We start from the raw sequence: 15,372 nt of genomic DNA on the forward strand, positions 1-15,372 counted from the left end.
CCGCCGGCTGCGGAAGGCAGCCGGCGGCGCGGAACGGATCGTCAGGGGGCCGGATCGCCCGAGGCTGCGGGCTGCGGCGCCGCCGCGACGTGCATCGCCCGGGCCAGTGCCGCCTCCTCGGGCGCAGCGGTCCGTTCGCCGCCGCGCCGGCGCAGGTACCGGGTCTTGAGGTGGTACGCGGCGACGATGACCGCGAGCGCGATCAGCGACTGCACCAGTTCGGCGCGGGCGCCGGTGAACCACATGCCGACGAGGATCGCGACGATGACCGCCGTGACGACGACCGGCAGGACCGGGTAGAGCCACACCCGGAACTGCAGGATCTCCGGCGACGTGCGTTCCCAGCGGCGGCGCAGCACCAGCTCCGACAGGCAGATCATGATGTACACGAACAGGCAGATCGCACCGGACGACGTGACCAGGTACAGGAAGATCGTGTCGGGCCAGACGTAGGCCGCAACGATGCACACGTATCCGACGAACGTGCACGACAGCACGCCCTTCAGCGGGACACCGCGGGAGTTGACGGCCGTCATCCACGCGGGTGCGTCGCGGTGGGCACCGAGCACGAACAGCATGCGCGAGGCGGTGTAGAGCCCGGAGTTCAGGCACGAGAGCACGGCGACCAGCACCACGAAGTTGAGGATCTCGGCGGCCCCGGGGATGCCCAGGACGTCGAGGGCGGCCACGAACGGGGATTCGCCGACGACGTAGCTGTCCCACGGCAGCATGGTCACGAGCAGGAACGTCGCGCCGACGAAGAACGCCAGGATCCGGAACACGACGGTGCTGGTGGCCCGGCGGATCGCCGCGGCCGGCTCCTTCGACTCGGCCGCGGCGATCGTGACGAGCTCGGCCCCCGTCATCGAGAAGATGACGGCGACCACCCCGACCATGACGGGGGTGAAGCCGTGGGGCAGGAAGCCGCCGTGTGCGGTCAGGTTGCCGAAGGACAGCTCGGCCCCGGGCCAGACGCCCAGCACGTAGAGACCGGCCAGGACGAGGAACGCGATGATCACCGCGACCTTGATCCCGGCGAACCAGTACTCGGCCTCGCCGAAGTTGCCGACCGACAACAGGTTCACGACGGTCATGATCAGCAGCAGGCCGGCGGCCATCAGCCACAGCGGCACGCCGGGGAGCCAGCGGGCGAGCAGGGTGGCCCCGACCACGGCCTCGATCCCGACGACGACCACCCAGAAGTACCAGAACAGCCAGCCGGTGGCGAAGCCTGCCCAGTTGCCCATGGCGTCGCGGGCGTATTCGGTGAACGAGCCGGTGCAGGGCTTGGCGACGGCCATCTCCCCGAGCATGCGCATGACCAGGAAGACGATGAGCCCACAGATCAGGCAGGTGAGGATGGCGCCGGGGCCGGCCTGACCGATGATCGCGCTGATCCCCACGAAGAACCCGGCCCCGATCACCCCTCCCATGGACAGCATGGTGAGATGGCGCTTCTTCAGCGCGTGGCCCAGGGTGTCGGACCTTTCGGCCGGTGGATCGGTATGCACGGCACTCCCTTCGAGACCTGATGTGCGGCCGCCGTCGTGTGCCGGTTCCGGCGTTACGGCGGCGCTGTCGCTCGGATGGGAGAACACTATGGCCGTGATGTGACCCACGACATGTCCGTGATGTACACAATCGTGGGTCACACCCGCCGTCGGGGCGATTGTCCGCCGGATTCAGACCGGCTGCGCCCCATCCGGCGCCGCCTCGGGTGCCTGCGACGTTTCGGGCCCCTGCGCCGCCTCGGGTTCCGAGGGCGCACGATCCGTCACCCGCGGGGTGAGCAGCACGTAGCTGCCCGCGGCCAGCAGCACCGTCACCACCGGGGCGAGCTGCGCCCACGTCGCGCTGACCTCCTGCACGGTGAGCGCGATGCCGGCGACCGAGGAGATCAGCCACGCCAGCGCCCCACCGGACGCGGTGCGGGGCATGGCGTGGCCCCGATCCCGCAGCACGTAGACCACCGCGATCGCCACCCAGGCGGTGATCAGCACGCCCTGCCAGGCGAGGGCCTGCAGCAGGTACCCCAGCACGTCGGTGAGCATGAGCAGGTATGCGAGCACGGCGGTGACCACCACCCACACCGCTCGGGGCATGTCGATGCGCAGTGCCCGGTGGACGAACACCTGGAGGTTGGTGGAGGCGAGATAGAAGTTGGCCGAGTTGATGCGGGTCTGGGACACGATGATCAGCAGCACCCCCGCGAAGCCGAGGGAGCCGACGACCGCCTCGACCACGCCGGTCTCGGTTCCGGCGATGTCCCAGGCGCCGAGGAGATAGAGGCCGACGAGCCCGTTCACACCGAAGGTCAGCGCATAGAACACCCAGCCGAAGGTGACGGTGCCGTGGAAGGCGGCGTCGGTGCGGCGACCGAGCCTCGCGTAGTCGAAGGTGTACATCATCAGCACCCAGACGCCCATGTAGACGAGGTAGGCGGTGAGCCAGCCCGGAAGCGGACCCGATGCCACCGTGGCGGTGAGCCATCCGGTGGGGTAGCCCTGGCGCACGGTCGCGGCCACCACGACGGCGACCATGCCGACGAGATAGAACGGCAGCAGGATCCCGTTGAGCTTGTCGAGCCACGCGGCGACACCCCCGATCACCACGGGAATCATGTACACCGTGCAGAGCAGGTACCACAGCCTGATGTCGCCGCCGAAGTACTCCTGCAGAGCCACGGCGACGATGGAACCCTCGAAGACCCCGTAGTAGAGCGCGGTGGCCGCGAACAGCGCCGGGGCGAGCAGTGAGCCGACGGCGCCGAACATGCGCCGGGACAGCAACTCGACGGACAGGCCGGTGTGGATCGCATAGCGGGAGAGCAGCAGATTGACGACGCCGAAGGTGGCGATGGAGGCGGCCATCCCGGCGAGGGTGGCCGGTACCCCGACCGCGCCGGCCGAGGCAACCGCGATGTAGAGCCAGAACATGGCGCTGAACATGGCCCACCAGGCCATCGTCAGCGACCAGCGGGACAGACGCCCGGATTCGGGCACGATTTCCCGCTCCGCGGGGGATCCGGGAGCAGATTCGGTGAGGTGATCGGACATGGGGTCGCCTCTCGGGGGGAGGGAATCCGAACCGGCGCAGGGGCGCACGACCGCCCGCAGCACCGGGGGCGGGAGGTTCGGCAGGGGAGCTTCGAGGGAGGGTGGAGAGCGCGAAACCCGTTGCGGGGCAGCGGTGTCACTGCCCCACAACGGGGATTCAGGACCAGTGTGCGACGGAGCGGGTCCGCAGCAGATCGCGGAACTGGGCGGTGGTCGTGGGCAGCAGCTCGCCGGTGCCCCAGTCGACGATCACGCCATAGCGGCGCACGAGATCGAGCATGGACAGCTCACCGCTGCGGTAGCGGCCGGCGACGGCTTCGGGGTCCTCGTCGAGCCAGCCCTTGCGCGACACGCGGATCTCCTCGCGGACGCGCTCGGTGGCGTCGTGGTCGAGCTCGTAGCGGTCGATCTCGGGGTCCACCGGCACGACGACGACGCCGTAGTCCAGGGCGGCGCGCTCGACGGAGACATATCCGTCGATCACGTCCTCGAGCACGGCGTCCGGGTCCCGCTGCAGCGGATCCCCGTAGCCACCACCGCCCGCCGACGGCCGCTCGAACGAATCTCCGGACTGGACCGGCACATTCGAGAACACGGACCCGAGGAAGCGCTCCTCGGGGGTGCCGCGGTTGAGCCACACACCGTGCGGGATGGACGGCAGGCCGCCCTCGATGCCCCAGGTGACCGAGCGGGAACGGTCACAGCAGTACGACATCACGCTGCTGTCGCTGTCGGTGAGGATGCCGCCCTTGGACAGGCCGCACCCGCCGCGGTATTCCCCGGGCCCACCGGAATCGGTGATGATGGCGTGCTCGCTGGTCAGCACGGGGGTGAGGCGTTCCTGCCCCTCGCACGGCTGCACGGCCAGGCCGATACCGAACACCGGTGCGGTGGCGCTCGATCCGTCCTTCGAGCTGCGTCCGCCCCAGCCGCCGGCCATCCAGTCGTACCACATGAAGAACGGCCGGTCGTCGGTGCGGGCGTCGCGGCCGCCGACGAGCAGGTACTCGAGGTTGAACGAGCACGCGATGGCGCGGGAGGGCACGACCTTCGACCACAGTTCGAAGATCGCGTTCATGATCTTCTCGTAGGGACCGGAGCAGAACCCGGTCACCGCGTGCGGCCAGCCCGCGTTGACGACGGTGCCCTCCGGTCCGAGGTCGGTGTGGATCGCGTTGTACAGGCCCGAGTTCAGCGGCACGTCGGGGAAGAACGACTTGGTGCCCGCCACGATCCCGGAGAACGCGGTGCCGTAGCCGCTGTTGAGGAAGCTGGCGACCGCCGGTGCGCTGCCGGTCAGGTCGTAGCTGAGCTGGTCGCCCTCGATCGTCATGGTGACGCGGATCGGGACGAGCCCCTCGGGCCGGGCGGGATCGGAGTCGAGGTAGTCCTCGGTGGTCCACGTGCCGTCCGGCAGGTCGGCGACCCGGCTGCGCACGATGCGCTCGACGTAGTCCTGGACCTCGCGCATCGCGTCGGTGACGGTGCCGCGCCCGTATTTGTCGACGAGTCGGTGGATTTCACGTTCACACACGCCCGTAGCCTCCGCCTGGGCGTGCAGGTCGCCCATGCTGATCTCCGGCGACCGGGTGTTCGCGACGAGCAGTTTCGCAACGTCCGCCAGGAATCGGCCCTCGTGCCACACCCGGACCGGGGTGATCCGCAGGCCCTCACCGAAATGCTCGGTGGCGGTCACGTCGAACGACCCGGGGACGCTGCCGCCGATGTCGGCCCAGTGCCCCTTGTTCTGCGCGAAGGCGATGAGGACGCCGTCGGCGAAGATGGGCCGGACGAAGCTGACGTCGTTGAGGTGGGTGCCGCCCCGGTAGGGGTCGTTGACCATGAAGATGTCGCCGGGGTTGATGTCGGAGCCGAATTCCTCGAGCACGGCCTTGCACTGGAAGTGGAGGGTGCCCACGTGGACCGCGATGTCCTGGCTGCCCTGCATCACGGTGTTGCCCTCGGCGTCGCAGAGCGCGGAGGAGAAGTCCCGCGAGTAGATGACGAACGAGTAGCAGGTGCGCAGGATCTGCTCGGACATCAGGTCGACCGAGGTGGCGAACGCGTTCTTGAGGACCTCGAAGGTGACCGGATCGAGGGTGGGGGACGTGGTGGTCATCGGGTCTCCTGGATGTCGATGCGGATGTTCGCCCACTCGTCGATCGTGGCGGTGGTCCCCGGGGGGACGACGGTGGTGGAGTCGAGCTGGGTGATCACGGCCGGGCCGGGGATGCGCGTACCGAATTCCAGTGTGTCGCGGTCGAAGACGGGGGTGTCGAGCCGGCCGCGCGCCTCGTCGAAGTAGACGTTGCGCCGCTCGACGGGCGCCGGCTCCGCGGTGGTGGGTTCGGAGGTGCGCGGGAAGTTCGGCTTCGGCGTGGTGCCCACCGCGCGCAGCCCGATCTGGTAGATCTCCACGGGTGTGTCGTCGCGCCGGAACGAGTAGTCCCGTTCGTGCTCCTCGTGGAACCGCTCGACGGCCTCCGCGAGGAAGCCGGGGCCGCTGCCGGCCGCGACGGTGAGCGAACGCCACTGCCCCGCGTAGCGCATGCTGATATGACGATCGAGGACCATCCGTTCGGGTTCGACCCCCTCGTGGCGGAGACGCTGCGTGCCCTCCTGCTCGAGCCGCAGGAATTCGCGCTCGAGCGCGGTGGTGTCGACCTCGTCGACGCGGCCCTGGAACATGGCCGACAGGTCGTGCCGGATGTCGACGAGCAGGCACCCCTGCGCCGAGGTGATGCCCGGATGGGGCGGCACCACGACGGTCGGAATGGACAGTTCCTTCGCGAGGGCCGCGCCGTGCAGGGCGCCCGCGCCGCCGCAGACGACGAGGACGAAGTCGCGCGGATCGTAGCCGCGCCGAATGGACAACAGCCGCACCGCATCCGCCATGTTGGCGTTGGCCACCTGGATGATGTTGCTGGCCGCGGTGTCGGCGTCGAGACCGAGCGGTCCGGCCACGCTCTGCTTGATCGCGTTCTCCGCGGCCGCCACGTCCAGGGTGAGGCCGCCGCCGATGAGGGCGGTGCCCAGGCGGCCGAGCAGCACGTTGGCGTCGGTGTTCGTCGGCTCGGTGCCGCCGCGCAGGTAGCAGGCGGGTCCGGGGGAGGCGCCGGCCGACTGCGGCCCGTTGCGCAGCGAGCCTGCCTCGTCGAGCCAGGCCAGCGATCCGCCGCCGGCGCCGATGGTGAGCACCTCGATGCTGGGGAAGGAGATGGGGAAGCCGTACTCGACCTGCCACTGCTTGGTGGTGCGGACCTCGCCGTCGTAGACGAGCGAGATGTCGGTGCTGGTACCGCCCATGTCCAGGCCGATCGCGTTGGGGTATCCGCAGCGGGTGGCGATGTCGGCCACGGCGATCGCGCCGGCGGCGATGCCGGAGGCGGCGAGCCGGACGGGATACTTCTCCACCATCGCGGGGGTCATCGAGCCCCCGCCGGAATGGAGCAGGAGCAGGTCGCCGTCGTATCCGTCGGTGCGCAGCTGCGCTTCGAGCCGGTTGACGTACCCGCTGACCAGGGGTGCGAGCACGGCGTTGGCGACGGTGGTGGAGGCGCGGTCGTACTCGAAGATCTCGGGGAGGATCTCGCTGGAGGTGGAGACGGTGACGTCGGGCAGCTCGGCCTCGAGCAGTGCCCGCACGCGCTGCTCGTGTGCGCTGTTGACGTAGCTGTTGATCAGGCACACCGCGACGGTCTTGATGTTCTTGCGGCGCAGGATGCGGGCGATCTCCCGGACCTCCGACTCGTCGAGCGGGGTGACGACCTCGCCGGCGTAGTCGATGCGTTCGGTGACCTCGTACCGATCACGGCGGCGGATGTAGGGGGTGCCGACGTCGACGTACGTGTCCCACAACTCGTCCTTGGTGCCGTCGCGGATCTCGAGCACGTCGCGGAACCCGCGGGTGGTGACGAGGGCCGCGGGCGGGAAGTTGCGGGTGATGAGCGCGTTGGTCGCGACGGTGGTGCCGTGGGAGAACAGGGTCACCTCGGTCAGGTCGATGCCCGCGGTGCGCACACCGTCGATCACGGCGCGCATGGGATCGTCCGGGGTCGAGGGAACCTTCGCGATGCGGGTGGTCGATGCGCTCTCGTCGAAGATGCACACGTCCGTGAAGGTGCCTCCGACGTCCACGGCGACGCGCAGGTGGGGATTGCGGGATGTGATCATCGTCATACTCCTGGGTCGGGTGGAACTCAGTATTCGGCCTGGTCGCGGGGCCATCAATTGGAGAAAGTGAATCGAGTTCCCCGAATCGTTGGAGATCTTCACACCCATGGGAGAAAGATGTCGGGCATGCTTCCGGACCGTTTCCGGCTCGTCGACCTGCTGCTCGAACCCGACCTCGGGCTCCGGCTGGCGACCGATGCCGACCCCAACGTGGGAATCACCGGCGCGCACCCGATCGAGATCGAGAACCCGACCCGGTGGCTGCGGCCGGGGTCGATGATGCTCACCACCGGCTCGCGCTTCCCCGGCCACGAGCACCCGCAGCAGGCCTATCGCGAACTGATCCGCGAGCTCGTGGGGTCCGGCATCGCCGCGCTCGGGTACGGCGTCGGGGTGATCACCGACGACGTCCCCCGGCCCCTGCTCGACGAGGCCGAGCGCCATCGGTTCGCCGTGGTGGCGATCCCGCCGGAACTGCCGTTCATGGAGGTGGTCGGACGCGTCAACGCCGCGGCGCAGGCGCAGGACTCGATGCTGCTGCGCCGCACGCTGCAGATGCAGAACCACCTGCTCGAGGCGATGACGGCCGAGTCCCCGGAGGCCGACCTCGTGGCCCGGCTCGCCGGGATGCTCCGCAGCAGCGTGGTCCTCTACAACGAGGTCGGCGACGTCGTGGCCTCGGCGGGTGGCGCACCGGTGCACCTGATCCGCAATCAGCTGCGCGGCCGGGACGGCCGGCTGCTGTTCCGGGTGGGCCGATGGTCGGTGAGCGCGCACTCGATCTCGCCGGGCGGCCAGCACTACTGGTTCGCCCTCGCGTCCAAGAGCAACGAACTCACCGATCCGCTCACCGCGCCCGCCGTCGAGGTGTCGCTGAGGCTGCTCAACACGATCGAACGCACCCGCCAGCGCGCCACCATCGAGAACCGCGCGCGGCACGCCGCACTGGTGCGGGCGCTGGCGTCGGGCGATCCGGCCGATTCCGACACCGTCCTGGACCAGCTCGAGATGCTGCGGTTCGGCCCCGAGCCCGATATGCGGATGCTGGCCTTGTCCGCCGCACCCGACTACGACAACCGCCGATGGGTGTTCCGGGCGAACTCGCTGCTCGATGCCGTCGAAACGGACGTGTCCGGGCTGGCCCGCGACATCGGGCTGACCCTGCTGCTCGCCCGGGGCGAGGGGGGCCTCGTCGGAGTGGTCCCCGCCCGGGCGGAGGCTCTCGACTCCTGGTCGAACAACCTTCCACAGGGGTTGACGTGCGGCTCGAGCGAGCCGTTCACCGATCCCGCGCGCGGGCCCGACAAACTGCGCGAGGCGCGCTGGGCGCGACGGGCCGCCGAGCGGCTCGGCCGCAGCACCCAGCGCTTCGAGGACGTGAGCCTCGCGGACTGGTTGCTGGCGGGCCGCGACCCGGGGCCTGCTCTCGCGCGCGCCACCGCGGTCCTGGCCCCACTGCTCGACGGCCACGACGACCTGGTCGATTTCCTCGTGCTCCACCTGGCCCGGGACCTGGACGTGGGGCGGACGGCGCGGGAGCTGAACCTGCATCCGAATACCGTGCGGCACCGGGTGAAACGAGTCGAGGACCTGCTGGGCCGGTCCCTGCGTTCCCCCCGGGACGTCACCGACGTGCATCTGGCCCTCGAAGTCCTCGCCGAACACCCCACCTCCTAGCCGCCCGGTGCGGGGAAGGATCGTCATCATGGCCATCACCGTGCGTCGGCTCACGACGCTGCCGGAGCTCGGGCTCACTCTCGTGGCGGGTCGCGACGGAGCCGACCGTGTCATCGAGTGGGCGCATCCGATCGAGCTTCCCGACCCCACCCCGTGGCTCTCGGGTGGAGAGCTCGTGATGACCACCGGACTGGAGATCGGCGCCGGCGCCGACGAGCAGTTCGCGTACCTCCAGGGCCTGGTGGGGGCCGGCTGCGCGGCCTTGGCGTTCGACACCGGAACCCGGTTCGACCGCGTGCCCGACGGTCTGCGCGCCGCGGGTGACGCGCTGGGGTTCCCGGTGCTCGCCGTGCCCGCCTCGACGCCCTTCATCGCCATCACCCGGGCGGTCATCGACGAACTGACCGCCGACCAGGTCCGCGCGGTGCAGCGGGTCGTCGATCAGCAGGAGCGGCTGGCCCGGGCCACACTGCGCGGGGGTGTGCCCGCGGTCGTGACCGCGCTCGGTCAGGCCCTCGCCGGAGCCGTCGCCGTCGTCGACGCCGACGATCGCGTACTCGCCGAATACGGGTCCGACACGACGCGGGCGGTCCGGCATGCGCGCGGGGTGGCGGAGTCGGCGTCCCGATCTCCGCGGCGGCGGCAGATGAGCAAGGTGCTGGCCGACGCCGCCGGGCACTACACCGTTCAGAGCATCGCGGCGGCCCAGGACCTCTACGGATACCTCGCCGTCGGCACCGCGGAGCCGCTCCCGCCGGCCGACCGTCTGCTCCTCGCCCACGCCGTGTCGCTGATCTCCATCGAGCTCGGCAAGCCCGCGAAGGTGCAGAGCGCAGAACAGCGGCTGCGGGCCGTCGTCACCCGGACACTCTTCGACGCACCCGAACGCATGGACGCCGGCCTGCTCCGCTATTTCGGGTTCGAACCGACCGACACCGTCGCCGTCGCCGTGCTGACGGAGGTCGGCCCGCTGCTGCCGGCGGAACGGCAGGTCGGCGCAGTCCTCGCCGCGGAGGGCGTACCCCATCTGGCGGCCTCGGTCGGCGCGGATGTCGCCGTGGTTCTGCCGGCCGACCGGGCACGCGAGATCGCGACCCGGGTCCAGGACCGGGTCCGCGCGCAGCTCGGCCGGCCGGTCCGGTGCGGGCTGGGCGGTCCGTGCGGCGTGAAGGGCGCGAACACCAGTGTGCAGCAGGCTCTCTCGGCGGTCAGGGCAGCGCGGAACGGGGGCCGGACACCGGTGGAGTTCGCCGAGCTAGGTACCTTCTCGGTGTTGCTGGGCATGCAGGACCCGGACGCGCTGCAGGCCATCGCCCGCACCGGACTCGAAGCACTCGATGCCTACGACGCGAAGCACGGATCGAGCGGACGACTGGTCGAGACCCTCGCCGCGTACCTCGAGCACAACGGCCAGGCCGAGAGCACCGCCGCCGCGCTGGGCATCCACCGGCACACCCTGCGGAACCGGCTCGCCCGCATCACCGAACTCACCGGCCGCGACCTCGACTCGATCCACACCCGGGTGGAGTGGTGGCTGGCCGTCAAGGCCCGGGAGATGCTGGACGGCCGTGGCGGATAGGTGCCGACGTCCGGTCGCAGCGCCTCGACGAGATCCTCACCCCGGCCGCGCCCCGGAAGATTCAGGTGCGGTACGCGTCGGCGCGGTGGGAGATCGCGGTGACTCGGACCTGGCGGGTGTTCTCGTCGATCAGGTACAGCACCCGGTAGGAGCCGCGGCGGGCGGAGCAGGCCGGTGCCAACGGTGGGGCGAGTTCGTTGCCGACCCGGTGCGGGTTTTCGAGGAGGGGTCCGGTGAGGAACTCGTACACCGCGGCGGCGACCTTCTCGGGCAGGGTCCGCTCGAGCGCACGGGCAGCGGTACGGGCCACGATCAGGGTGTAGGGCTCGCCGGGAACGCTCACTCGTCGCCGGGCTTGCCCGCGGACATGATCTCGGCGAGGGATGCGGCATCGAGGCTGTCCCCGGCCTCGATCTCGGCCATTCCCGTGAGGTGGTCGGCAAGCAGGGACTTCTCGGCCAGCACGGCAATGGTCTCGCGCAGCGCGTCGTAGTCGTCGGCACCGAGCAGCACCGCGGCCCGGTGCCCATTTCGGGTGATCTCGAACCGCTCGTGGGTGCGCTCGGCCTCGTCGACCAGACGGGAGAACTGCGCCCGCGCCTCGGCCACCGGAAGAGTCGTCATGTACATAATTGCAGCCAACATTTCGGCTGACCGCTGCGACCTCGACTCGATCCATACCCGGCCGGAGTGGTGAGCGGCCGTCGAGGTCCGGGAGATGCCGGGCGGCCGTGGCGGACGATCCGGACCCGAGCGGGGGATGCAACGCGGCGCAACAGTTGTGACGCGCGATCGTTTCGAGTGTGCTCCGAGTCACATTCTCACGAGTCGCATTCTCACGGGAAGGACACTCCGATGCTCCACGCTCCCACGGCCGGTCCCGAACTGCGCCGGCGGAGCTGACGAAGAACCCTCGAGGACACGGTCCGCGATCCGGCAGCCGACTCCGGCCACCACACCACTCACCGATCTCCTCGGCCGACGTTCCCCTCGCCCCTCGTTTCGAGGGCATCACAGAAGGTTTCGGTACCCCATGCCCGAACGCTCGCACGCCGACACGTCCCCGGGGTGGCTCGGATTCGGTGTCGCCAACACCGCCGTGATCACCACCGCCTCCGTCGCGGCGTGGTATCTGCTCGCCGACCCGCGGCTCAGCCCGTTCGACCTGTATCCGTTGCCGTTCAACGCCGCCCTGTTCTGGGCCCTGCTGTTCGTCGTGTGGGCCGGATTCAACCTCGAACTCTGGGGATTCGACCGGCTACGTCAACCCTGGCGCGGCATTGCGTTCCTCGGCGCCGCATCGGCTTTCGCCGTCGTTGTCACGTATGCCCTGGCGAGCGGAATCGGCCACCTGTATCCCGACTACGCGGCCGCGCGTCCCGACGGCCTGGGCTACTTCACGGGCGCGTTGTTCGTCCTGTTCGGCTTCTCCACGTGGGTCCTGGTGGTGCTCAACTGGGGACACTGGCCGTGGACCGATCTGGGCCTGAAACAGCCGTGGGTCGGCGCCTGCGAGATCGTCTCCCTCCTCGTCCCCACCGCACTGCTCTATCTCGTGTTGGGTGTACCCGCGGTCTCGGAGACGGTTCGGGAGGGCACAGCACTGCTCGGCATCGACACACTGCTCGGCTGGTACTACTCGATCATCGTCGCGATCGTGCTCACCGGACAGACCTGGGAGAACTGGCCGTGGCGGCTCGCCGGCAGCCGCATGCGGGTCGCACTGGTCTCGACGGTCGGCAACATCGTGCTCGGCACCGTGCTGTTCGCGGCACTGCGTGCGGTGTGTGCGGTGCTCGTCGGACCCGGCACGGCAGCCGAACCGGGCTTCCCGCTCGATCAGTTCCCGGCCCAGCTGGGCGTGTGCTGGGTCGCATGGATGATTCTGTGGGCCAACGCCTTCGGTAACAGGCCGACGGGCGGCGGGGCCGTGGTGAACCTGCTGTCCCGCGCAGCGATCACGTTCGCCCTCGCCGTGACCACGTTCGTCCTGTACTACTACGTGATCGCCGAGATCGTGCTCCACGAGCCGGCCGTCGCCGGCGGCCTGCACGGCAACGCCCTCGGATTCATGGACCTGTTCGCGTTGGTGACGCTCCTGTACGTCGTCGGCTTCGAGTCCTTCGGTCTGCGACGGCCCGCAGCCACCGTTCCCGCCCCCGAGGATCGCGCCGTCGCGCATCCCTGATCGAGGGAGGGGACGGACGACGGAGGCGCCCGCCGTTCGGTTCGGTGCGGCACGACGCCCGTCCCGCCGCGGCCGGACGCGACGGGACGGGCACTCCTCCGGTTCCTGCCGGTCAGTCCGCGGCTCCACCCAGGGGTGGCGGGGCCGAACGGTACCGGACCGGAGTCCTGGAGAAGCTCAACGGATTTCCGACCTGCGGCGTGGCGCTTCCCGGCACGGACACCACGGCATCGAGGCCGAGACGCCGCGCGAACTCGAATGCCTCGGCGACGTCGTTGATGGGTCCGGCCGGAACACCCACGCGGGAGAGTTCGTCGTACCAGTGGTCGGCCCCGGCCGTGACGAGGATCGAGGTGATCTCGGCGCACAGTTCCTCGCGGTGTGCGACGCGCAGCGGGTTGCTGCGGAAGCGCGGATCGGTGGCCAGCTCCGGCGCGCCGATCGTCTCGGCGAGCCGCGTGAACTGCTTGTCGTTGCCCACCGCCAGCGCCAGCGGCCGGTCCTTGGTCGTGAACACCTCGTACGGGGCGATGCTGGGGTGCCGGTTTCCGAGGATGCCGGGCACCACCCCGGCACCGAGGTACGCCGACGCCTGATTGACGAGCGACGACAGGAGCGCGGAAAGAAGGTTGGTCTCGACGCGCTGCCCCTCGCCGGTGCGCTCCCGATGATGCAGAGCGGCGAGGATGCCGGCGAGGGCGTGCAGGCCGGTGAGCACGTCGACGACCGCGACACCCACCTTCGTCGGCGTACCGGCCTCGGGTCCGGTGATGCTCATGAGCCCACCGACGGCCTGCACGAGCAGGTCGTAGCCCGGCAGGGCCGCTCCGTCCCCGCTCCCGAACCCGGTGACGGAGCAGTAGATCAGCCCCGGGTTCACGTCGAGCAGCTCGTCGTAGCCCAGGCCGAGCCGCTCCATGGTGCCCGCCCGGAAGTTCTCGACCACGATGTCCGCGCGCGCCACGAGCCGGCGGGCCTCGGCGCGGCCGTCCTCCGACGCGAGGTCCAGGACCACGGAGGTCTTGTTGCGGTTCACCGAGTTGAAGTACGTAGCCGAGCCCTCGTCGTCGTAGGGCGGTCCCCACGCGCGGGTGTCGTCGCCGGTGCCGGGACGTTCGATCTTGACGACCTCGGCACCCATGTCCGCGAGCATCATCGTGGCGTAGGGGCCGGCGAGGACCCGGGTGAAGTCGGCGACGACGATGCCGTCGAGTGCGCCCCTGCTCATGCGATCGGCCTCCCGCCGCGAAGGTAGACGGTCGTGGTGTGGGTGAAGAACTCCCGTGCGGCGCGGCCCTGTTCCTTCGGGCCGTACCCGCTCTTCTTCGCGCCGCCGAACGGGACGTGCGGGTCGGCGCCGGCGGATTCGGAGTTGATGTGCAGGATGCCCACGTCCAGGTCGTCGAGTGCCCCGAGGGCGCGGGTGAGGTCCTGGGTGAACACCGCCGCCGACAAGCCGTACTCGCTGTCGTCGGCGAGCGCGAACGCCGTCTCGGCGTCGGCCGCCCGGCACACGGCCAGTACGGGCCCGAACAGTTCCTCGCGCCACACGTCGAGCCGGGTGCCGGGCAGCTCGAGCACGGTGGGCGGCACGTAGAACCCGGCCGCCAGTTCACCGTCCTCGTAGGGCCGGCCCCCGCACAACACTCGGGCACCCTGGCGTACCGCCTCGTCGACCCCCGCCCGGATCGACGCCCGCGCCGCGGCGTCGACCACCGGACCCATGTGGACGTCCTCGTCCAGGGGATTGCCGACGGTCCACTTCCCGATCCGGGCGACGAGTTCACCGACGAACTTGTCGGCGACGTCGTCGGTGACGATGAGCCGGGAGGTCGCCGTGCACTTCTGCCCCGACGACCGGAACGCGCCGAGCAGCACCTGTTCGGCGGCGAGATCGAGGTCCGCGTCGCCGAGCACCACCGCCGCGTTCTTGCCGCCCATCTCCGCCTGCACCGGCACCCCCCGGGCGGCTCCCGCCGCCGCGAGGCTCCGGCCCACCGCCGTGGAACCGGTGAAGGTCAGCGCGTCGACACCCGGATGGTCGGCGATGCCGGCGCCGACCGCCCGGCCACCGATGACGAGGTTGAGCACCCCCGGCGGCAGGCCGGCGTCGGCGAGGGCCTGCATCAGCCGCATGGCCAGCAGCGGCACGGTGCCCGCCGGCTTCCACACCACGGTGTTGCCGTAGGTCAGTGCCGGGGCGATCTTCCAGGCGGGGATGGCGATGGGGAAGTTGAAGGGGGTGATGACCCCGACCACGCCGACGGGCTTGCGCGCGACCAGGATCTGCTCACCGCGGCGGGGAGAGGCGAACATCTCGCCGGCCTCCCGGTCGCCCTCGCCGCCGTAGAAGCGCAGGATCTGGGCCGCGCGGAGCACCTCGGCGACGCCTTCGCCCCGCGTCTTGCCCTCCTCCCGGGCAAGTTCCGCGCCCCACTGCGACGCGGACGATTCGACGACGGCAGCCGCCCGGGCGAGGACGGCACCGCGCTCGTGCGCCGGGGTTCTCGCCCATGGCCGGGCCGCGGCGCGCGCGGCGGCCACGGCCCGGTCGACGTCGTCGCCCGTGGCCGCACGACCGCGGGCCACGGTGACGTCCGGCTCGGCGGGGCTGATGCTCGCCAGGGCCTCGGCCCCGCCGTCGAACCACTCGCCGTCGATGTAGTGCTGCAGCAGAACGGGTGTCGTCATCGTGTGTC

Annotated in this window: 11 protein-coding genes; 3 read left to right on the top strand and 8 right to left on the bottom strand. The window is 70.2% G+C overall.

Features of this window, described 5'->3' with window-relative positions:
* Window positions 1-41: 41 nt before the first annotated feature.
* The 4 genes from ISO16_RS16840 to ISO16_RS16855 form a co-directional block, all read right to left on the bottom strand.
* Window positions 42-1,511 carry an amino acid permease gene (locus ISO16_RS16840; protein WP_072636723.1) on the bottom strand — a complete coding sequence of 490 codons (1,470 nt, stop codon included), beginning with the start codon at window positions 1,509-1,511 and terminating at the stop codon, window positions 42-44.
* A 171-nt stretch (window positions 1,512-1,682) separates the two neighbouring features.
* Window positions 1,683-3,056: a purine-cytosine permease family protein gene (locus ISO16_RS16845; RefSeq protein WP_072636724.1), complete on the bottom strand. Its 1,374-nt coding sequence runs from the start codon at window positions 3,054-3,056 to the stop codon at window positions 1,683-1,685.
* Window positions 3,057-3,213: 157 nt separating this feature from the next.
* Window positions 3,214-5,175, bottom strand: coding sequence for a hydantoinase B/oxoprolinase family protein (locus tag ISO16_RS16850; protein WP_072636725.1), 1,962 nt, complete (start codon window positions 5,173-5,175; stop codon window positions 3,214-3,216).
* Window positions 5,172-7,235 carry a hydantoinase/oxoprolinase family protein gene (locus tag ISO16_RS16855; protein ID WP_072636726.1) on the bottom strand — a complete coding sequence of 688 codons (2,064 nt, stop codon included), beginning with the start codon at window positions 7,233-7,235 and terminating at the stop codon, window positions 5,172-5,174. The genes ISO16_RS16850 and ISO16_RS16855 overlap by 4 nt, the downstream gene beginning before the upstream one ends.
* A gap of 111 nt (window positions 7,236-7,346) precedes the next feature.
* On the opposite strand from ISO16_RS16855, the gene ISO16_RS16860 reads away from it, so the two are divergent.
* Both ISO16_RS16860 and ISO16_RS16865 read left to right on the top strand, forming a co-directional pair.
* Window positions 7,347-8,906 (top strand): PucR family transcriptional regulator, encoded by a 1,560-nt coding sequence (locus ISO16_RS16860; RefSeq protein ID WP_083662352.1) that lies wholly within the window; start codon window positions 7,347-7,349, stop codon window positions 8,904-8,906.
* Window positions 8,907-8,934: 28 nt separating this feature from the next.
* Complete coding sequence (locus ISO16_RS16865; RefSeq protein ID WP_072636727.1) at window positions 8,935-10,485, top strand: PucR family transcriptional regulator; 1,551 nt, start codon at window positions 8,935-8,937, stop codon at window positions 10,483-10,485.
* A 61-nt stretch (window positions 10,486-10,546) separates the two neighbouring features.
* Here the strand turns inward: ISO16_RS16865 and ISO16_RS16870 are convergent, their stop codons facing one another.
* Together ISO16_RS16870 and ISO16_RS16875 are read right to left on the bottom strand one after the other, a co-directional pair.
* Window positions 10,547-10,828 (bottom strand): type II toxin-antitoxin system RelE family toxin, encoded by a 282-nt coding sequence (locus tag ISO16_RS16870; protein ID WP_006932158.1) that lies wholly within the window; start codon window positions 10,826-10,828, stop codon window positions 10,547-10,549.
* Window positions 10,825-11,115, bottom strand: a complete 291-nt coding sequence (locus ISO16_RS16875; RefSeq protein ID WP_006932157.1) for a type II toxin-antitoxin system Phd/YefM family antitoxin — start codon at window positions 11,113-11,115, stop codon at window positions 10,825-10,827. The genes ISO16_RS16870 and ISO16_RS16875 overlap by 4 nt, the downstream gene beginning before the upstream one ends.
* Before the next feature lie 403 nt (window positions 11,116-11,518).
* Here ISO16_RS16875 and ISO16_RS16880 point away from each other — a divergent pair, with 403 nt between their 5' ends.
* Window positions 11,519-12,673: a hypothetical protein gene (locus ISO16_RS16880; protein WP_006932156.1), complete on the top strand. Its 1,155-nt coding sequence runs from the start codon at window positions 11,519-11,521 to the stop codon at window positions 12,671-12,673.
* Window positions 12,674-12,785: 112 nt separating this feature from the next.
* Here ISO16_RS16880 and ISO16_RS16885 read toward each other — a convergent pair whose 3' ends face one another.
* Both ISO16_RS16885 and ISO16_RS16890 read right to left on the bottom strand, forming a co-directional pair.
* Complete coding sequence (locus ISO16_RS16885) at window positions 12,786-13,901, bottom strand: CaiB/BaiF CoA transferase family protein (protein ID WP_006932154.1); 1,116 nt, start codon at window positions 13,899-13,901, stop codon at window positions 12,786-12,788.
* On the bottom strand, window positions 13,898-15,364 hold the full coding sequence (locus ISO16_RS16890) for an aldehyde dehydrogenase family protein (RefSeq protein WP_072636728.1): 1,467 nt from the start codon (window positions 15,362-15,364) through the stop codon (window positions 13,898-13,900). The genes ISO16_RS16885 and ISO16_RS16890 overlap by 4 nt, the downstream gene beginning before the upstream one ends.
* Window positions 15,365-15,372: the final 8 nt, after the last annotated feature.

The sequence above is a fragment of the Rhodococcus sp. M8 genome (assembly GCF_015654185.1).
Lineage (GTDB): Bacteria > Actinomycetota > Actinomycetes > Mycobacteriales > Mycobacteriaceae > Rhodococcus > Rhodococcus aetherivorans.